We start from the raw sequence: 19,299 nt of genomic DNA on the forward strand, positions 1-19,299 counted from the left end.
AATGGTGAAAAGTTATTTTTCTTTCAATACGCCTGCTGCAACCAAATTATTCAAAGCACCTTTATTTTTAAATCTAAAGTAGCCGCTTAAACGGTTTAAGTCTTTTTGCGTGAGAGTAGCTAAATCCGTGGCAAGTTCGTATTCGTTTTCCAGTTTTGTAAGTAATGTCTTTGCAAATTCCACTTGCTTTGAAGTTAAAAGCTTGTCCTCTTTATTTTCATCTTCAGTTTTGATAGCTGTTTTCTTCTCTTCAAGAGGGAGGATGGTTTGATTAATTTCTACAGTGTATTTACCAGCTTTAATCCAAGCTAGATCTTCCTTGTTTAATGCAAACCATTCTCCTTCAAGTCTTTTGGCAGAAAAATGCTTATGAAATGCTGCTTCTGTCTGATGATGGTTACCAGTTTTTATAAGGAAAATAAGTTTGTTTTCAAATGGTAATTTCACACCAAAGATATTCATTCTTTTCTCAAGGTTTTTTGTCTTGCCGATTTTGAACGAGCCATTCATATATTCTTGTACAAAGTAGACATATCCGGGAGCTTTGCCCTGAAGGTCAGGCGAATCAATAATTTTTTCGAGCTCATATTGATTTGATTCAAACAGATAAATCTTATGTTGCTGTACTGTTGGGGGAGTGATTGATGGTTCAGGAGCAGCTTTGCTAGAGAAAAGTTTATTAAAAATGTTTTTAACCATATGTTTTGAACGCCCTCCAAATTAGTTTTAATATTATATACAATTATAGACTATAGAAGGACTTTTTTCTTATATATATCAAAATATGTAAATAAGACACTCTGTACATAATCACATCTTCTACACCACATGTCAGTTGTGGTTTTTTCTTTTTATTCACACGTACAAATTGTTTGGGAATTGAACGGTTCCCTTGAAAGCTAAGTTAATGACATTTTGATTGAAAATTGAAGAAGTTACAGTAGCGAATATCACCAAATTTTTGCTTTTAAGTATAAGGAGGCTGGAAGAATAATCCCATCCCGGATCTATTCCTCCAGCCTCCTTTCCCATTTCTGCCTCACTCCGCTCCAAAAGCCACAATTCCATAAGCCTCCAAATACAATTTCAACACACGCACCCATTGCTTTTCAGTCGCAAGCGCCACATGCCCATCCGGCCGAATCAGGTACAGCGCATTTTGCTTGAATCCTGCGTTTTTCATCTGCGCTTCCCAGGCAAACTCATGGATCTCGAGCGACTGCGAGCGGGCAAAGTCGATGAGCTCGGGCTTCGCTTTGCCGTATATGTGAATTTGCCAATCGACGGAGCGCAGTGGCGCGAAATTATCTCCGTTTGCGGTTTCGATCCACGGCAAGCGCATGCCGCCGTAAACTTTGCCGGCTTTGCCTTTGCTCAAGATGCTGTTGCGGTAATTGATGTGGATTTGAGACAAGATCTTAAACGCATTTTTTGAGGAGAAGGAAAATTTGAATAGGGATGGCAGGACATAGGGGACGGCATACTCCCGCAGCAAGGTGCCCCGCAGTTTTTGGCTGACAATCGTTTGGAACGCTTTGTCGGTTGTCGCGATCAACCGGCGTGCAAAGGCGATGCGCTCTTGTTCGTAGGTGCTCAATATTTTAGGAGCAGCTTTCCCTTGAACCACAGCTGCGAGCTTCCACCCCAGATTGATGGCGTCCCCAATGCCGGTGTTCATGCCTTGTCCGCCGGTCGGGCTGTGCAGGTGGCCGGCGTCGCCCAGGATGAAGATGCGTCCTTTGGCAAATCGCTCGCTGACACGGTTATGGACGCGGTACGTCGAAAACCAATTAACCTTGGCTGCGCTCACGCGGATTTTGTTTTCAATATAATCGTTGATGTCATGGTACTCGACATCGGTGCGCTCGTTGAATTCCTCGGGCACAATGCCAAGGATTCGTTTGGTTTTGGCGTTCCGGACGTTCATATAGAGCATAAAGCCGTCATTGTCCATGTACATGTCCATCTTTTCCATGTCGTTTACCGACTGCTCGGTTTCGATATCAGCGACAAAGAATAATTGCTTGTACGTGCCGCCGGGAAAGTCGAATTCCAGTTCTTTTCGGACCATGCTGCCGGCCCCGTCGCATCCGCATAAATAAGCGAATTCCGCTGTTTCTTCTGGCTGTCCTTGTTGCTGCATCACGGCGTTCACGCCAACTCCGGTGTCTTCAAACGACAGCAACGAAGTGTTCCATTCCACTTCTACGCCTATTTTACTTAATTCGTCCACAAGAATTTCTTCGTGCTCGTCTTGCGGCAAACTCAGGATAAACGGAAACGGGCTCAGTCCTTTGCCCAACTCATGGAATCTCACTGTAGCTCTCACTCGTTTGCCGTCGCTGACATCAAGCGACAAAATCGGATGCCCCCGCTTAATGTTGCGTTCGGCCAGACCCAGTTGCTCATACTGCTCCAATATGCGCGCATGCACAGCGAGTGCACGTGACGCGGTGCCGGTTCCTGCGTTTTTATCGATGATCCGAAACGGCACGCCTTGACGCGCCAAGCTATAAGCTAGAGCCAGGCCAGTGGGGCCAGCTCCGACGATTAAGATTTGTGGGTTCATCCTGGAGACCTCCTAATGAGTAGCACGCCTGCTGATCCGTTCAGTTTCAAGTATCGTGTAAAGTTATAAAATTGAGTATAGGAAAAGTGTAATAATAAAAAAGCAGATGATACCGAACCGAAAAGATCTTGTACAGCTACTATATCCTTAATTGCCCCATTTCAAGCAAAAAAATAGTGTCCTGGAGCGTACAATTTAAACACGGAGCAAAGGGCGGGACGTGATAGAATAACAGGTAGTGGAACAGAAAAATAAACGGTATGTACTTAGCATAAAGTGCAGCATTCATGGTTGATAGATGAGTTGAAAGGAATGAGATAGCAAAATGAACAAAATGGTCGAACAAAAAATGAGCGAGATGACAGAAGTGTTTAACAGCCTGCCGAATTGCCGGGTTGAAACGGATGAGGCTGGCCGGATTTTGATTGTGAGCGATAACCCGGTTCCTTGGAGTGAAACGCTTGAGAAGAAGGACGCGCACTCGGCATATAAAATTGGGTCCATTACGCCTCATAAAGCGGCGTTGGGTCTCTATATTGATTTCCCGCATAATTATATAGAGATTGATCGGATGGATGACATCATCGATCCCGAATTCACATTGACTTATTACGAGCCAAGCACCAAGGCTTCAACAGTGAAAAGCTGGTGGAGGTTCCGATCAGATGAGAAATTCGACAGCCTCCATATGGTTCTGAGAAAAACAGAGCTGGAATTGTATGATTTCAAGAGAGAAGAATGGGTTGGCTTGATGGAAGAGATCACTCGTGTTCATAAGTAATTGATAGCATAGCCGAATAAAAATCGTCTTTAAGTGTCAAACTCAATTCAGTTTATTAACTATATTTACATTTAGAAGAAGCCGTATCCAGTGACCTCAAGGGTTAATGGATACGGTTTTCGTATTTTATCCGGGGACAGCTGGGAATAACGCATACAGTAGGAAGAATCGGATTTTCATCATACTCATATTACTGCGCGTACTTTTAGAGAAACTTTATAATCGCTGCATTCACGTTGTGAGTGCGGTTTTTTATTTTATTCCTGCTGGTAACTACTCCTCATCTTTGTTTTGAGGATTGAGAACGAAAATGGTTTTGTTTATAAATAGTATTTCAAGTGTATATTAATACGTGATAAGATAATCTCTATAAGTCATATTCCAGGAAAATCCTTAAAAAGGAGCCTGAACAATGACGATGAAAGAACAAATTTTCAAGCAAGATGAATCATTTCTCAACTGAAATTACCCAAATAAGACGCCATCTACATAGGTACTCTGAATGATCACATCAAGAAGTGAAGATGGAACAAGAGGAGGAACATCATTATGAAGGTTACTAATCATGAATCATTGCGCACTGCCGTTGGGGATTTGATGCCCCAGGCAATCGATACCTTAACGTCATACGTCAGAATTCCTTCAGTAGCTGCACAAAACCAAGGGATTCCGGAAGCGGTCCAGTTTGTTGTGGAATTGTTGGAAGGGACGGGTGGAGAAGCACGCGTTCTGAATGACTTGGGCGGCAACCCTGTGATATACGGTTTTTTCCCGGCTGGAAAAAACGGTGCGCCGGATAAAACATTGTTGTTTTATAACCATTACGATGTCCAGCCGCCGGAACCGTTTGACGAATGGAAGACGGAACCTTTTGAGGCCACTGAAATCGATGGGATTTTATATGGACGGGGAGTCGCCGACAATAAAGCCGATTTGATTGTCCGCCTGACAGCGATTCAAGCCTTGCATGAATCCGAGGGTGGATTGCCGTGCAATGTAAAATTTATGATCGAAGGGGAAGAAGAAGTGGGGAGTCCAAATCTTCTTCCTTATTTGGAGAAGTACACTGAGCTGTTCCAGGCAGATGCGTGTATATGGGAGTTTGGCAACAAAGATGAGAAAGAACGGGTCAGCATGGTGGCGGGCATTAAAGGAATGGCTTACATGGAATTGATTTGTGAAAGTGCTGATATTGATTTGCATTCGTCCATGGGTGCTTACGTCGATAATGCGGCTTGGCGTCTCGTCCACGCGTTGACGTCCATGAAAAACGGCAAAAATGAAATCCTAGTGGAAGGGTTTTATGACGATATCATTCCGCCGACAGCTGAACAACTAGAAGTCGTCGAGTCATTGCCTTTTGAAGAAGACGCCCTGAAAGAAATGAACGGGCTGAAACGTCCGCTAATTACAGAAGCGCTTGGAAAAGATCCGCGGATCGCGATGGTATTTGAACCGACCATGACGATTTGCGGATTGGAGAGCGGCTATTACGGGGAAGGCAGCAAAACAGTGTTGCCCAAACGCGCCATGGCAAAAGTGGACTGCCGTCTGGTGCCGGGACAAGATCCTAAAAAGGTTGTTCAATCGATCAGACGCCATCTGGACAAACATGGCTACACGGATGTGGAAGTCCGGGCACTGAACAGCCAGCGCGCCTACCGCTCCGACTTTTCCCATCCGTTTATCGCTCAGGTAGTCGAAACGGCCAAGGAAGCTTACGGAACAGAGATCATCATGGCGCCGAATCATGCGGGCACAGGGCCGATGTATGATATCGGAAACCGGCTGAAATTGCCGATCGTCAGCACAGGCGTCGGCTGGGCAAGTTCAAAAGTGCATGCGCCGAATGAATCCATCCGATTGAACGATTTTGAGCAAGGTACCGTGCATATGGCGTACTTGCTGAAAGCGTTTGGCCATCCGAAGAAGTAGAACCAGGCTCTGCGAATTGAAAAATAGTGTTTAACTGGTCACCTTCCTGTGTGAAAACCAATTCTAAACGTTTCCGATAATATATGCCATGCATTATCACACCCGCTGCTTCAGCCTTGCGGGTGTGTTTTTTCATTTTTTCATCTATAGCATGGCATGAAAGTTGGACGGAGCACAGTACCGCGTCTTCCTCTCAAGCTATATTTGGACTTTACGGCAAATCTCTTACCATATATAATCCGAAGTTTTTTTAAAATACTTGTTTGCATGGCGGCGTATACAGGGAAATCCCTTTGAATCACGGAATGATCTTGGAGAATTTTAAAGGACTCTGTACAAACATGGAGAATTTGAACTTAGGGAGGTGAAATTATGAAGAAATTCGTCATCCAATATACCTTAGAAGAAGGACTCACTGTGGAAAGAACAGTGGAAGCAGAATCGAGGGAAGATGTAGCCTCCATGGCATTATCAGAACAGATTGTCCAGTTTGAGGACGTTTTCGGAGAATTGAATCTGTTTAATAAAGACGACATCAAACTAGTGAAAATAAAAGATTATATTGAGCCTGTCAATACTTCAAGAAGAGGTGGGTAATGAAGCTGGGAATCCACATAAGTCTGTAATGAAGCGGACTTGTCATGCAGCTTTATCGGGAAATAAAAGTAGTTATAAAAAAAAACGACACTGTCAAAACAATTCTAAATGATTTTGACAATACGCTATAGTTTATATTTTTGATACCGCCGCCTCTGACTTATCAATATTTCGAGTAAAAATTTTCCCTAATTTCCTGAATAAATACTGTTCAGCTCTAAAGCACAGCAGGTTATAATCACTCCAGGGGGAATTCTCATGAACTTAAGCAACCTGACAACCTACGTACCGGCAAAGCTTTATAAGCGAGGACAGGATTATTTTGAGCAGAATTTTGTGGAGCAATTGACGGAAGACGCGCCGAATCGCTGGCATGCGCTGGTAACAGGAACACGAGATTATGAGGTATCGATCAATTTGACGAAAGATGGAACGATTGTGGGTTCTTACTGTACCTGCCCGTTCGAATCGGATTCGCTTTGCAAGCATGAAGTGGCGGTGTGTCTGGCGATCCAAGAACATAAAAAAGAAAACGGTTCGACGGCAGTGGATGTGCTGACGCAATTAAAGGCGCTGAAAAAGGGGGAGCTGCTGGAAATCCTGGAGGAACTGGTGGAGAAACAGCCATCCGTCCAGCTTTATTTGACGGAGAAATTCGCAGGTTCGAGTGATATGAATGAGGAAAAGGCGCGTCGAACCATCCGGAAATCAGTGAGCCGCGCCAGCCGCAGGGGATTTATCGATTGGGACCGGACGGACCAGGCACTCGAAGGTGTGTGGGAAGTCCAGGAATTAGTGGATGGATTGGATCCGCATCACGATGCTGAACGGATCGTCCGTCTCAATTTGATTATCATAAAAGAATGTACCGAAATGCTGGGAATTGCGGACAGTTCTTCCGGGGACATCAGTTCAGTTATCTATGAAAGCCTGGAGAAAGTTGACGATGCGCTAGCGCAGTGGCCGGAAAATCTGGAGAGAGCGACTGTCGAAGGGATGCTTGATCTGCTGTATCCGCATATCCTGTTCGGACTGGAGCAGGACATGACAGATGCACCGAGTATTTTGCTGGAAGCTGTCCTGCAATGGAATGAAAGAGGCGATTTCGCAGACAAGTTTTATGATTTTATTGAAAAAATGATTGGCAGCAAGGAAATGCAAAACAAGTCATTCGATTACGAGGAAGAGCGGTTTCGCCGGTGCCAGCTAAGGGTTCTGCAGCAACAGGGAGACGTGGAAGCGGTCGAAGCATTTTACGTGAAGCACCATCGCTATCCGGCAATCCGTAAAGCACAGATCCTGCAGGCGCTGGTTGCGGGTGAATATGAAAAAGTGATCCGGTTGTGTGAAGAGTCGGAAGGATTGGATGCGAACCTCCCGGGACTGCTGCAAGACTGGAAAAAACTGCGCTTTGCAGCCTACGAAGGAATGGGCAGCACTGCGGAAATGATCGACCTCAGCTTTGAGTTTGCGCTGCAAGGGGAGGGAGAGTATTACGTTAAGCTGAAGAGTTTGGTGGATGCGGAGCAATGGCCGGAGAAGCTGGAGGCGCTTCTTGCAGAAATGAAAACCAGTCCGCGGAGCCTGCTGCTGTTTCTCGAAATTTTGATTGATGAAAAGAGGTTGGAGGAGCTGCTGGATTACTGCCGGACGGATGTCTCTGCAATCGAGCACCTGTATCCGCACCTGCTGGCCGATTATCCGCATGAAGTGAATGAGATTTATACGACCTATATATACCGCCTGATCGAACGGGCTTCCAACCGCAAGGCATACTGGACTGCCTGCCAAAGGATCAAAGATTTTCAGCAGGCGCTGGGGGCTGAAGCGGCGGCGGGGCTGATTGAAGAGTTGAAGTTCATGTATCCGAAACGGAAAGCGCTATTGGATGAGTTGGGGAAGATTGAGTCGAAATGATTGTGTCGCTCCCTGCTAAGCGAAATCGAATTATAACTAATAGAACCTAAAAGCTAATATACTCCGATTTAGATATAAAAAAAGACCGAGTGCGTTAACACTCGGCCGATGCAGTACATGCCGTATAAGAACGGCTGGCCAAATTGAAGATGTTTGCAAAAAAGTAACCACCTACAATCCTGGCAGGGAGAAGGCGGTTACTTTTTTTGTTGATGTTATTTTTGTGCCTGGTTCAGCAGCTGATCTAGACGGTGCAGATAAAATGTATAATCAAAAAGAGCAGATGCTACGATCATTAATCGGATGTTTTTCTCCGGATCTTCCTTAGAGAGAGAAAGCACTGATCTATAAAATTCGTTTCTTCGGTTTAACATATCTGCGTCTGAATGCTGAAATTCTTTAATCTTGCCCTGGTATTTCAAAAATAGGTACTCATGATATTTAATTAATTCTTCCAGGTAATGATCAAATAACTGATTGACACTTTTTTCAGACTTACTCTGAAAGTAATGGTCATCAATTTTTCCGAGAAGCTGATCTCCCTCCTCTAATGTCTTCAGCATCTGCCTGAAAACAATCATTTCTCTGTCATTCAATTGTTTTGTTCGTGATTTTCCGAGCTTAATTCTTTCCTCATCAAACAACTCGAATTGCTCCACTAAGTTTTCAAGTTCTTTCTTAAAGTTACGTGAAAGCACTTGATAAGAACCTTCTGTCAGTTCATTTGAAATTGCAGTTCTTAATAACAATGACATTTGCTGAAAAGCTGAGTGGATGTTATCCGAAAAATTCTTTTTATATTTCGGTGGAAAAACAACCAGATTAACGACTATAGCAGAAATCGTTCCTACCAAAATAACTAAAAATCTCTCCAGGGCAAAGTACAAATCCTCGCCTGCACCGGAAGTCATAATCGCAGCTACCGTTACAAGAGTTAGCGGGATTGTACTATCCATTTTTAATTTCAAGCTTAATGAAATCATAATCATAATAACTAAACCGATGGTAATCGGATTTTCGCCTAAAAAATAGATGAAAAACAACGAGATAGATGCGCCTAACGTATTTGTAATCAATTGATCGGGCAATTGCTTCCAAGTCCGGTATAACGATGGCTGTACAGCTAAAATAGCTGCAACAGCTGCAAACGCAATGTTGTCCAATCCGAAAAATTCACATACATATATGGCAATTATAACTGCTACTCCAGTTTTAAAAATACGAGGACCAAAAGTAATATCCATTTCTCCTTTCAGATAATAAAGAGCTGGAGGAATGTTTTTTCACTCACCAGTATCTCGTTAGATAATTATTATCTATGGTATATAATGTTGTCTGATTAAACTTTAAATTGCGATAGACATTATGTCAAAAGTGAATATTGCACTTCAGTATTTTTATCAGTGAATGTAAAAAGGGACTGCCCCCTAAAAGTCATTTTCACGCCCTTTTGGGACAGCCCCATTCTATACTATAGTTGTTCTGCTCTACGTGTTAATTTCTCAAAATAATGTAAACAACGTAAATAATGTAGATGACGGCTAAAGCCGAACCTTCGATCCTTGAAATCTTATACTTGGTTCTTGCAAGAATCATTAATAGGATGGACACAGCGATCATTACCCATACATCTAGAAATATCTTCGAATCTACCGTTAAAGGAGAAATCGCTGCTGAGGTTCCTAAGATAAAGAAAATGTTGAAGATATTGCTTCCGATAATATTTCCTAAAGCAATCTCAACCTGTTTCTTCAAAGCTGCGGTTATAGAGGTGACGAGCTCAGGAAGTGAAGTACCTACAGCAACTATCGTCAAACCGACTAAGGTTTCACTCATTCCAAGTGAAAGCGCGATCTGAATGCTGTTTTCTACAACCAGGTTACCACCAAACACGATGGCCGCAAGTCCGCCGATTGTTAAGAATGTATTTTTCATTTTGGATATGTTCGCGATATCAGCGGGATTTTCTTCTATGTTCATTCGGTCTTTTCTTGCCACCTCAAAGATATAGTAAAGAAAAATCACAAAGAATAGGAGCAAAATAAGGCCTTCAGTTCTTGTAATCAGATTGCTGCCTGATGATCCGAGTTGAATGTCGCTAATCAGAAGCAGCAATGCAACTGCGCCCAACAAGGCGAAGGGAATTTCTTTTCTTATGGTTTCGCTCTGAACCATTAAAGGGAAAACGAGGGCTGTAACTCCTAGAATGAACGTGATATTAAAGATGTTGCTGCCAACTACATTCCCAATCGCTACATCACTGTTTCCTTCGAAGGCAGCAATAAAACTGACGGACGCTTCCGGTGCACTTGTACCGAAAGCTACAATCGTTAAGCCGATCAATAGGGGGGAAACCCTCAAGCTTTGCGCTATTTTTGAAGCTCCTTCTACAAAATAATCAGCTCCTTTAATCAAAAGAGCGAATCCAACTAATAATAAAAAATAAGTCATGTGGGGTTCAATTCCTTCCTAATTCTTTCGTTTGTTGTTAAAAGAAGTAACTTTCCTCTTTTCTATGCCAATACCCTTCGAACTATTTTAAAAACCATAAAAAGTCGTCACCCAGAGCCTTCGGAATGTGAAAGCTTTGAAATGTGAAAGAATTCAAGGTTCAATAGTATAAAAGTTTACCATGTAAATACATAAAAAAAGAAGTAATCCAAACAGATGGAGGCGAAGAAGTGGCTGATATCCGAATTTGTCGTTATGAATCATCTTTCGCCGATGAAGCGGTAGCAATGTGGCGTTTGAGCAAGAAAGAGGCGATCGGGCAAAAAGAAATCCATTCTTATGAAAGCCATGTCCACTTTTTGAATCATATTTTACCGCAGGACTATGAAATTTATTTGGCGCTCGAGAAGGAGCGGGTGGTCGGCATTGTCGTGTTCAACTCGGATGAACTGAACCAGCTTTATGTAGCCAATGACCAACAAGGAAAAGGAATTGGAGAGGCATTATTGAATATAGCGAAAGAGCATTCGAGCGGCAGTTTATTTTTGTATACATTTGAAATAAATAAGAATGCGCAACGGTTTTACGAAAAACATGGATTTGTAGAAGTTGGGCGAGGATATGAGAATGAAGAAAATTTGCCTGATATCAAATATGAGTGGCGGGAAATGTAAGGAGCGTTTTTAAGGTGCTTGTCCTGGTATGGAAAGCATTTCATCCGTTTACATTTTGGATTTGGACAATAAAAAGTAATAAAAATCACGCAGGGAAAAAACCATTTCCCCTGCGTGATTTTTTGGTTCTAAGCTTGGAAATTTGCTTACTGGGCTGTGTAGCCTCCGTCCACCATGATTGTGGCTCCGGTTACAAAATCATTTTCACACAGGAAGATGATGGCATGAGCCACTTCTTCCGGCCGTCCCAAACGGCCGATCGGATGTTTTGCGACGCTTCGCTCATAAGCTTCGGGGCTTAATGTCGTGCGGTTTGACATAGCGGTTTCAATATAGCCCGGGCTTACCGCGTTTACTCGGATATTTTTGTCTGCATATTGCAGCGCCAAAGATTTTGTCATCAATTTCACTGCCCCTTTAGAAGCGCTGACCGCAAAAGCCCGCGCCTCTCCGACACTTCCCAGGATAGAGGCAGTGTTGACGATGGCGCCGCCACCGGTTTTCAGCATTTCGCGGATGGCGTGCTTGGAACCGAAGAAGACTCCGTCCTGGTTGACGGCGATCACTTTCCGGTAATCTTCATAGGACAGCAAATGCGTTTCACTGAGTGCGCGAATCCCGGCATTGTTCACCATGATGTCAATCTGTCCGAACGCTTTGACCGTCTCGGCTATCAGATTTGCTACAGATTCTTCTTGGGAAGCATCGACTTCAATAAATACAGCTTCTGCTCCAGCATCTTGTAGTTCCTTTGCAGCGGCTTTTCCACCTTCCGTATTAATATCGGCCACTACTACTTTTGCGCCTTTTGCGGTAAGTGCTTGTGCCGTCGCCAAGCCAATTCCTGAAGCCGCTCCGGTGACAACTGCCACTTTTCCTGCAAGTTCCACTTGAATTCCTCCTCCGTTCGAATGTCTTTCTAGTAGCTAGTTTACCATTATTATTTTGAATATTCAGTTTTTTAGAGTGTTCATGTCACAGCTAATCAATTGTGCCGGGGTGAAGGGGAATAATGAAGCAATCAGCGGAAGTTGCTGCATTCAATAGTTTTGGAATGCGGAGTAGTTTGAGTTTTCAGTCAGGTAAGAGTAATCTTAAAGTAGAAATGAGAGGAGTGAAAGTGGATGGAAAAAGCAATACCAGAAGTTACGTTGAACGACGGAACAAAATTACCGGTTACCGGACTCGGTACATACGGGCTTTGGGGCAATGCAGGGGCGAACGCAGTCAGCAGCGGAATCAATGCTGGCTACCGGTTGATCGACACGGCGTATAATTACGAGAACGAAGGAGCGGTCGGGGAAGGCATTAAGCGAAGTGGTATTTCACGTGAAGATTTGTGGATCACCTCCAAGCTGCCAGGCCGTTATCATACTTACCACAAAGCGATGGTTGCGATTCAGGAATCATTGTACCGTTCTAAGCTGGATTATTTTGATCTATATTTGATCCACTGGCCGATGCCAAATCAAGATGTATATGTGGAAGCGTGGCAAGCCTTGATTGACGCGAAGAAATGGGGGCTCATCCGGTCGATTGGCGTCAGTAACTTCCTGCCTGAACACCTGAAGCGCATTATTGGGGAGACCGGAGTAACGCCGAGTCTGAATCAGGTTGAATTGCATCCGTTCTTTAATCAGGAAGAGCAGCGGAGTGTGCACAAGGATCTTAATATCCAAACAGAGTCGTGGAGCCCGATTGCCAAAGCAGCAGACATTATGTCGAATGAAACAATCAGTAAGATAGCAGACGCCCACAATAAAACGATTGCTCAAGTGGTCCTGCGCTGGCAATACCAAATAGGATCCGTTTCGATTCCGCGATCCACTTCTCCTCAGCGGCAGCGGGAAAACCTGGCTATTTTCGATTTTGTCTTAAGCGAGGCTGAAATGACTGCGATAGCAGAACTGTCCCGTCCGGACGGCAGACTGTTTGATATGGACCCGGCTACCCATGAAGAATTTTAATATAGGTGCTGGCTGATTGCTGTGCAGAAGAATGTAAGGAGTGCGAGAAATAATAGCAGCTCCAGACAAATGAGGCAAAACAATTCTTAATTTATGATAGAAGCGCCTGGTCTATACCTGGCGCTGCATTTTATTTTTGAGAAATTGCCCTTAATTAGAAAGTAAATTCTTTCAGAAATCATCCTGCAACCCGTCGCGTACTCTAAGAAGGGCAGCATAGAAATTAGCTCTCAAACAAAAGGCCAGTGCAGAGCGGTTCCCGGTGGTTTCAGAAGACTAAAAGCAGGGGTGAACACGATGAAAAGAACTTTGGTCATCAGTGACATTCACGGAGAACTTCATCTTTTTGAGAAGCTGCTGCAGAAGGCGAAATACAACGCTGCCGAAGATGGACTGATTTTACTCGGGGATTACGTGGACCGCGGCCCGGATTCAAAAGGGGTTTTAGAGCAGGTCATCGAATTAAAAAGGCAGGGCGCTATTGTATTAAGGGGCAATCATGACCAGATGATGCTGGACGCTGTAAATGATAAACCCGGTGCGAAGAAAAATTGGTCAAGAAACGGGGGACTGGCTACACTGCAGAGCTACGATCCTTCAATACAAGACGTGACGTTCCCGGCGGCAGCTATCTTTTGGGAGCATGTCGATTTTATTAAAGAAACAGCTTATTATTATGAGGAGGATGACTCCATTTTTGTGCATGCGGGTGTCTATCCGGGTATGCCGGTTCAGCAAACAGATCCGTATATTTTAATGTGGATCCGCGAAGAATTTTATAAAGCTTATGCGGGCGAAAAAACGGTGGTGTTTGGACATACCCCAGCATTTATACTGCGAGGGACAACTGATCATGGCGTTTATTTCGGTGACAATCGGATTATTGGAATTGATGGAGGAGCAGCTTACGGGGGACAATTGAATTGTCTTGAGCTGCCGAGTAGAAAAGTCTATTACGTGAAGAAAAGTTGAGATTAGAGTTTTTCGATTTCTGTACGCTGATCCGCAAATCGTCCAAAGTGGAAATCACTTTTCACGGAAGCAGAACTCATGAAAAACACCCTCCACTGAGCGGTTGGCATCTACATGCCGACTTTTCAGTAAAGGGTGTTTTTCATTGCTATACACTAATTATCAATAGGATTCGAAATCCGGTGCCTGACGTTTTCGAGTTGCCTGTTCATAGGAGTAGGCAAGTTCGATCAAGCGCGGTTCGCTGAAAGCCTGGGCGCTGAACGTGACGCCGACCGGGTGTCCGCTTCTCGTGTAGCCGGCTGGGACAGTGATGGACGGATAGCCCGCTTTTGCCGGAAGAGCAGCGCCGCGGTTGTTTTGGAATAACAGCGCATCCAGTTGGTGTTCACTCATGATGAGATCCAATCCTTCTAGAATGGAATGGCGCAAATCGGTTTGGCGGTGTTCCAGGTATGTCGGGTCAGCTGGATCGTCGCTTAAGGACTGCGATTTTTCCAGTTCTGCCTGGCCGAATTTCATCCGGCGCTCCGGATCTTGTTTATTGAACTCGATGACATCCGCCAGTGATTTGACCGGAACCTCATCAGGCAACGTGCTGAGATACTCATTGACGCCTCGTTTAAATTCATACCACAAGACGTCTGATTCGAATGACTGCTGGGGAATCGTCACTTCTTCCACGGTAGCGCCGAGCAGCTTCAATTGTTCGATCGCATCAATCATGATAGCACGTTCTTCCGGCTCTTCATTGTTCAGGTATGTTAGATCGACGCCGATGCGTGCGCCTTTCAAGCCTTCCGTTTTCAAGTGCGGCGTGTAATCGGTTAACGCCTGACCGGCGCTCGCCTGTGTTGCCGGATCCTGTTCATCGACGCCCGTCATAGCGCCGAGCAGGATCGCAGCATCCGCAACGGTTCGCGCCATTGGTCCTGCAGTATCTTGGCTTTCAGAAATCGGGATGATGCGTGAGCGGCTGATCAGCCCGACCGTCGGCTTGATGCCGACAATGGAGTTGGCGCTCGCTGGGCTCAAAATTGATCCCGAGGTTTCGGTGCCAACGCCGACAACGGCAAAATTCGACGCAATGGCGGCACCTGTCCCTGAACTCGATCCGCCGACATCTTCCGGTTTGAAGGTGCCGACTCCGTAAGGATTCCGTACTTGTCCACCGAGTGAGCTGTAGCCGCTCACGCCTTCTTTCGACATGAAATAAGCCCATTCGCTCAAGTTCACTTTGCCAAGAATGATGGCGCCAGCATTCCGCAGCTGCGACGCGACAAAAGAATCCTGCTGCGCAAAGTTCTGCTCCAGTGCAATAGCGCCGGCCGTCGTTGGCATCGGGTCCGTCGTTTCGATATTGTCTTTGAGCAACACGGGAATGCCGTATAACGGCCCCTGTCCGTCCTGCCCGCGCATTTCATCCAGCTGGGCTGCAATTTTCAGTGCGTCCGGATTGATAGTCAATACAGAGTTGATCTTCGGGCCATTCCGGTCGAATGTCTCGATCCGGTCGAGGTAGGCTTGCACCAATTCCACGGAAGTGAGCCTGTTTTCCTGAAAAGCCTGTTGAATGTCTTTGATTGTTGCTTCGTTTAGTTTAAATGAGGTTTTCTCCATCAGTAGGCTCCTAACTATAAGTTATTTACATATCTTTAATTGTACACCAATTCTTAATTTTACATAAAGTGCTGATTTCAATATGTACACTTACAAGAAGATAGAGCAAAATAAAAAAGCCGCATTTTGAGATACGGCTTTACTATTTATAGATATTATTGTGAATAATTTTACTATATGATTTTTCGAATATAACCTTACAAACCCTAGTTTCAATCAAAAACACTATTACAATATTTAGAGGTGGCTTAGTTAGTTACTTCAAATTCAACATTCTGTGCATCTGAAAGTGTTTCGTAAGTCTCAGTTGACATGGATTCGCTAATCACAACTCTGACTTTTTCTACTTTAGTCGGGTCAGTTTTAATTATTACTCCAATCTCACCAGCTTTACTCACAGCCCCATAATAATCTGGATCTTGGGCTTCATCATAGTCAATGAAGTCTTTCCAATCATATGCTACGTCAATTTTTTCTTGTTTACCTTCTGAGAACAATACAATTTCATTGATTCCACTAAAAGTTACATCTTGATCAGAAGTGTTTTCTGCAGTGTATTTAATATAAAAATAACTAAACTCTGCCCCTATTGGTTCGTCCGTATACATATTGTTTATATCGAACTGCTGATCCTCTGAGACATTGCTCGCTTTTTTGAATGATACTTCTTCCAAAGTAACGTTTATCGGCTTTGCATCATACAATTTATTCTCGGCTACAACAGACAAAACTTCAGAAGTTTGCTCAGGTTGTTCTTCTGTTTCTTCCGATTCTGTCCAAGACTCACTGTCTTCTCCGCTGAACATATCTTCTAGCTGGGAGATATTAGCGAAGATAGCTTCCTCCAAGTTTTCGTCATCTACAATTTTAAAGTTTCCTTCATCATCTTTTTCTAAGTTTAATTCTACCGACCGTGTAACGAGAGGAGCATCCTCTGCAGTCATATATTTTACCATGGTCTTTTCAGCCATTTCTTCAAAGGCTTTTTCTGATTCTTGAGTTTCTTCATCAAAAGCACTGGCAAAAGCTAAAGGCATGATTTCAGCCATTGTGCTGGTCATAACGCTTCCCATATCAAGAGATGTAATTTCAGTTTTTATAACTGCTTTATCATCATCAGTTGATACTTCTTCAGTCTTTTCAAAGTCATAGTTCTTAGAGATGTTTTCAAATAAGGTCATTGCTAATTCTTCATCTGCCTCTTCAGCCGTTTCTTGATCAGTAGTCAGGCTTTCAGTACCGCCCTGAACATAAGAACCTGCTTTTTCAAAATCATTCTTTTGGACGGCAGTTAGAAAATCATCTACAGTGGCGCTAGGATTTTCTGATCCACAACCTGCTAGAAGGCCTGTAATCAGACCGACGAACATCAAACTCACTAATTTTTTCTTTCTCATTTTCATTACCCCATCTTTCTTTTCTACTATAACAACTAATAAATAGTACCATCAATTGGATGATTATGGCTTATTGGATTTGCAGGTAGCAGAGGATAAGTTATTCATTTCTGCTGAAGCAGAGGGATATACATTCATCTATGTTGATGAACGTTACGAAGGGGAGACAGCGGCCGTTCTATTGGGAAACGGTAAGACGATTTCTATGGATGCGGCAAGGTATAAAGGAAAATTGTTTATGATGGAATAGAAAGTGTATGAATGGCTACCACCGCAGTTGGAATGAAAATTCAGTTGCGGTGTTTTGGTTTGTAATCAACTATTTATGGTTTTTGTTAAATTAGTACAAATACCCAATTTAAACCAATAATTGAGTTGCTTTCAGGGAAGAGAATTTGATCAGATAAGCCGAAGTCTTTCATCATTTCTTCCATAATTTTGGTAGGTAATTAGTATTTATTTATAATATTTATATTATGATAAAAGGACTATTTTAATGTTATATTAACGGGTATAATAAATTTACTAAGATTTTGATGTGCTGGCTCAGTATGATGCTTTTAACCAGAGGGATTTTTCGTTTGAAGTACCCATGGTGCGGATCCGGATCATTGTCTTTGGCGGTTAGGCTTATTGCAGCGATTCCGTCTTTTTACGGTTTACAGGCAATGGAACAAACTGCGGGCTTTAATTAATTTCAGACATTGAGGAGGTAACGGCCATGTTCAGGAACAATGTTTTTCCCATATCACTTCTATTATCGGTCATCATCGTATTTTACAGCTTGACGCATTTCTTCGAACAAAGTCCATGGCTGATTTCCGCAGGGACCAATGTGCTTCAGATTCTGATCGGGACGCTGAGTCTCGTTTGGCTGTTTCAGGCGTATCGCCGGGCCGACAGCCGGCAGAAGAATTTTTGGCTGCTGCTGTTCGTCGGGCTCAACGTCTATTTATGCTCCAATTGGTTGTGGCTGTATTATCAGATCAGCCGGCAAACCATAGAGTCGGAAAATCTTACGAATGTATTGTGGATGGCCGCGTACCTTTTCTTCCTGGCAGCCTTGATTGTTAAAATACGTGAACTGAGCGGTGCTTTTTCTGGCCATTCCCATAGCTTTAATATCACGGTCTTTATGATTACCGTCGCTTCCATCAGCTACCATTACCTGGTTGATCCGGTGCTCGAATTTGCCGGAGATTCGCTGCTGGTGATGTTGCTGACCTTTGCTTATCCGGTAGCGGATCTGACCATTCTTTTCGCCGTCACGATTTTGTATTACTTGATTCAGAAAAATGATAAGCAGGGCATCCTGTTGCTCTGCATCACCGGATTTTCTTTTCAGGTCGCCGCAGATTTCATTTATGCGTATCTGACGTTCAATGGAACTTATCAAGCAGGCCATTACGTCGATCTGTTATGGCAGCTGTCCACTTTGTTCATCGGGCTTACAGCGTACTATGCAAAAGAGGATGAGGGGCAAAATTCATGGCTCGTGAAAAATCCAGTACGGGACCAGGCAGCGCTTTTTCCCTATGTGAGCATTGTCATTCTTATGGTATTGGTTATCGAAAGTTATCAATTTGATTTCAATGCCCTCAGCGCGGGGCTGCTGCTGGCGTTTCTGTTGCTGCTCGCCCACCAAATGCAGATTCTTCACAAGAATCATCAGCTGGTGGCACAATACAAACAATTGGCTTACCATGACCCGTTGACAGGGCTGCGCAACAGAGGCAGTTTTAAGCAGGAGATTGAAGGCATGCTGAGTAATTATCCTTCTTCGCAGCTGGCACTGCTGCTCCTGGACCTGGATAAATTTAAAGCTGTGAACGATACCCTAGGCCATCATATCGGGGATATGGTCTTAATCAAAACTGCACAACGGTTGGAAGCGACAGGTGGAAACGAAGCGCTGATTTTCCGCCTGGGAGGGGATGAATTCATCATCATTCTGCCTGGTGCTACACAGGAACGGTGCACCGCTTTAGCCAAAAGAATCGTAGATGTGTTTCAGGACCCGATGGATATTGAAGGCCACGTGGTGAGTGTGACGCCGAGCATCGGCATCAGCAAGTATCCCGAAAACGGAAACACCTCCGACAAACTGATGCAAAATGCGGATGCAGCAATGTATGTTACAAAAGGAAAAGGGAAAAATGGTTTCAGTTTTTACAATGAGGATGCAAACTGGAATGAAGTCCGCATCAAAAATGAAAATCGCGTCCCTGTGTGAAATAGTTCAAAATGATTCTGACAATCCAAGACACAGCTGCCACACACTGGCAGCTGTGTCTTTTTCATTTTTGATTCGCTATAAGTTTTGCAGCACCCAGGGAACAATCGTAATAATTATTTGTGTGAGCCGGACCAAAACAGGGAAACCATTTACGGATAGGGTAATTCTTTGAATGGATTGGAA

Annotated in this window: 16 protein-coding genes; 9 read left to right on the forward strand and 7 right to left on the reverse strand. The window is 43.9% G+C overall.

The window, feature by feature from the left end; translation table 11 throughout:
- Positions 1–12: 12 nt before the first annotated feature.
- Both QOZ98_RS06750 and QOZ98_RS06755 read right to left on the reverse strand, forming a co-directional pair.
- Complete coding sequence (locus tag QOZ98_RS06750; protein ID WP_308786721.1) at positions 13–699, reverse strand: GIY-YIG nuclease family protein; 687 nt, start codon at positions 697–699, stop codon at positions 13–15.
- Positions 700–1,039: 340 nt separating this feature from the next.
- A complete protein-coding gene (locus tag QOZ98_RS06755) occupies positions 1,040–2,569 on the reverse strand; it encodes an FAD-dependent monooxygenase (protein ID WP_308786722.1) in 1,530 nt (509 codons plus the stop codon).
- Positions 2,570–2,894: 325 nt separating this feature from the next.
- Here QOZ98_RS06755 and QOZ98_RS06760 point away from each other — a divergent pair, with 325 nt between their 5' ends.
- The 4 genes from QOZ98_RS06760 (at position 2,895) to QOZ98_RS06775 (ending at position 7,799) form a co-directional block, all read left to right on the forward strand.
- A complete protein-coding gene (locus QOZ98_RS06760) occupies positions 2,895–3,350 on the forward strand; it encodes a hypothetical protein (protein WP_308786723.1) in 456 nt (151 codons plus the stop codon).
- 549 nt (positions 3,351–3,899) lie between these two features.
- Positions 3,900–5,285 carry a M20/M25/M40 family metallo-hydrolase gene (locus QOZ98_RS06765; RefSeq protein ID WP_308786724.1) on the forward strand — a complete coding sequence of 462 codons (1,386 nt, stop codon included), beginning with the start codon at positions 3,900–3,902 and terminating at the stop codon, positions 5,283–5,285.
- 372 nt (positions 5,286–5,657) lie between these two features.
- Positions 5,658–5,882 carry a hypothetical protein gene (locus QOZ98_RS06770; RefSeq protein WP_142828065.1) on the forward strand — a complete coding sequence of 75 codons (225 nt, stop codon included), beginning with the start codon at positions 5,658–5,660 and terminating at the stop codon, positions 5,880–5,882.
- Positions 5,883–6,140: 258 nt separating this feature from the next.
- Positions 6,141–7,799, forward strand: coding sequence for an SWIM zinc finger family protein (locus tag QOZ98_RS06775; protein ID WP_308786725.1), 1,659 nt, complete (start codon positions 6,141–6,143; stop codon positions 7,797–7,799).
- Positions 7,800–8,014: 215 nt separating this feature from the next.
- Here the strand turns inward: QOZ98_RS06775 and QOZ98_RS06780 are convergent, their stop codons facing one another.
- Positions 8,015–9,043: an FUSC family protein gene (locus QOZ98_RS06780; RefSeq protein ID WP_308786726.1), complete on the reverse strand. Its 1,029-nt coding sequence runs from the start codon at positions 9,041–9,043 to the stop codon at positions 8,015–8,017.
- 250 nt (positions 9,044–9,293) lie between these two features.
- A complete protein-coding gene (locus tag QOZ98_RS06785) occupies positions 9,294–10,250 on the reverse strand; it encodes a calcium/sodium antiporter (RefSeq protein WP_308786727.1) in 957 nt (318 codons plus the stop codon).
- A gap of 287 nt (positions 10,251–10,537) precedes the next feature.
- Here QOZ98_RS06785 and QOZ98_RS06790 point away from each other — a divergent pair, with 287 nt between their 5' ends.
- The gene (locus QOZ98_RS06790; protein ID WP_308786942.1) at positions 10,538–10,924 is read left to right on the forward strand and encodes a GNAT family N-acetyltransferase; all 387 of its coding nucleotides are present in this window, start codon (positions 10,538–10,540) and stop codon (positions 10,922–10,924) included.
- A 146-nt stretch (positions 10,925–11,070) separates the two neighbouring features.
- Here the strand turns inward: QOZ98_RS06790 and QOZ98_RS06795 are convergent, their stop codons facing one another.
- Positions 11,071–11,814, reverse strand: coding sequence for an SDR family NAD(P)-dependent oxidoreductase (locus QOZ98_RS06795; RefSeq protein WP_308786728.1), 744 nt, complete (start codon positions 11,812–11,814; stop codon positions 11,071–11,073).
- 234 nt (positions 11,815–12,048) lie between these two features.
- On the opposite strand from QOZ98_RS06795, the gene QOZ98_RS06800 reads away from it, so the two are divergent.
- The gene (locus tag QOZ98_RS06800; RefSeq protein WP_308786729.1) at positions 12,049–12,891 is read left to right on the forward strand and encodes an aldo/keto reductase; all 843 of its coding nucleotides are present in this window, start codon (positions 12,049–12,051) and stop codon (positions 12,889–12,891) included.
- 297 nt (positions 12,892–13,188) lie between these two features.
- Positions 13,189–13,863 (forward strand): metallophosphoesterase family protein, encoded by a 675-nt coding sequence (locus QOZ98_RS06805; protein WP_308786730.1) that lies wholly within the window; start codon positions 13,189–13,191, stop codon positions 13,861–13,863.
- Positions 13,864–14,025: 162 nt separating this feature from the next.
- Here the strand turns inward: QOZ98_RS06805 and QOZ98_RS06810 are convergent, their stop codons facing one another.
- Together QOZ98_RS06810 and QOZ98_RS06815 are read right to left on the reverse strand one after the other, a co-directional pair.
- Positions 14,026–15,483 carry an amidase family protein gene (locus QOZ98_RS06810; RefSeq protein ID WP_308786731.1) on the reverse strand — a complete coding sequence of 486 codons (1,458 nt, stop codon included), beginning with the start codon at positions 15,481–15,483 and terminating at the stop codon, positions 14,026–14,028.
- 248 nt (positions 15,484–15,731) lie between these two features.
- On the reverse strand, positions 15,732–16,880 hold the full coding sequence (locus QOZ98_RS06815; protein ID WP_308786732.1) for a hypothetical protein: 1,149 nt from the start codon (positions 16,878–16,880) through the stop codon (positions 15,732–15,734).
- A 55-nt stretch (positions 16,881–16,935) separates the two neighbouring features.
- Here QOZ98_RS06815 and QOZ98_RS06820 point away from each other — a divergent pair, with 55 nt between their 5' ends.
- Positions 16,936–17,130 (forward strand): hypothetical protein, encoded by a 195-nt coding sequence (locus QOZ98_RS06820; RefSeq protein ID WP_308786733.1) that lies wholly within the window; start codon positions 16,936–16,938, stop codon positions 17,128–17,130.
- Positions 17,131–17,601: 471 nt separating this feature from the next.
- Positions 17,602–19,113 (forward strand): GGDEF domain-containing protein, encoded by a 1,512-nt coding sequence (locus QOZ98_RS06825; RefSeq protein ID WP_308786734.1) that lies wholly within the window; start codon positions 17,602–17,604, stop codon positions 19,111–19,113.
- The last annotated feature ends 186 nt before the right edge of the window (positions 19,114–19,299 follow it).

Source organism: Planomicrobium stackebrandtii, from assembly GCF_030814955.1.
In the GTDB taxonomy this organism is placed as follows: domain Bacteria; phylum Bacillota; class Bacilli; order Bacillales_A; family Planococcaceae; genus Planococcus; species Planococcus stackebrandtii.

Excerpts from the sequence above, each read along its gene's own strand:
- QOZ98_RS06750 (WP_308786721.1), bottom strand. The coding sequence starts at position 699 with ATGGTTAAAAACATTTTTAATAAACTTTTCTCTAGCAAAGCTGCTCCT.
- QOZ98_RS06755 (WP_308786722.1), bottom strand. The coding sequence starts at position 2,569 with ATGAACCCACAAATCTTAATCGTCGGAGCTGGCCCCACTGGCCTGGCT.
- QOZ98_RS06760 (WP_308786723.1), top strand. The coding sequence starts at position 2,895 with ATGAACAAAATGGTCGAACAAAAAATGAGCGAGATGACAGAAGTGTTT.
- QOZ98_RS06765 (WP_308786724.1), top strand. The coding sequence starts at position 3,900 with ATGAAGGTTACTAATCATGAATCATTGCGCACTGCCGTTGGGGATTTG.
- QOZ98_RS06770 (WP_142828065.1), top strand. The coding sequence starts at position 5,658 with ATGAAGAAATTCGTCATCCAATATACCTTAGAAGAAGGACTCACTGTG.
- QOZ98_RS06775 (WP_308786725.1), top strand. The coding sequence starts at position 6,141 with ATGAACTTAAGCAACCTGACAACCTACGTACCGGCAAAGCTTTATAAG.
- QOZ98_RS06780 (WP_308786726.1), bottom strand. The coding sequence starts at position 9,043 with ATGGATATTACTTTTGGTCCTCGTATTTTTAAAACTGGAGTAGCAGTT.
- QOZ98_RS06785 (WP_308786727.1), bottom strand. The coding sequence starts at position 10,250 with ATGACTTATTTTTTATTATTAGTTGGATTCGCTCTTTTGATTAAAGGA.
- QOZ98_RS06790 (WP_308786942.1), top strand. The coding sequence starts at position 10,538 with ATGTGGCGTTTGAGCAAGAAAGAGGCGATCGGGCAAAAAGAAATCCAT.
- QOZ98_RS06800 (WP_308786729.1), top strand. The coding sequence starts at position 12,049 with ATGGAAAAAGCAATACCAGAAGTTACGTTGAACGACGGAACAAAATTA.
- QOZ98_RS06805 (WP_308786730.1), top strand. The coding sequence starts at position 13,189 with ATGAAAAGAACTTTGGTCATCAGTGACATTCACGGAGAACTTCATCTT.
- QOZ98_RS06810 (WP_308786731.1), bottom strand. The coding sequence starts at position 15,483 with ATGGAGAAAACCTCATTTAAACTAAACGAAGCAACAATCAAAGACATT.
- QOZ98_RS06815 (WP_308786732.1), bottom strand. The coding sequence starts at position 16,880 with ATGAGAAAGAAAAAATTAGTGAGTTTGATGTTCGTCGGTCTGATTACA.
- QOZ98_RS06825 (WP_308786734.1), top strand. The coding sequence starts at position 17,602 with ATGTTCAGGAACAATGTTTTTCCCATATCACTTCTATTATCGGTCATC.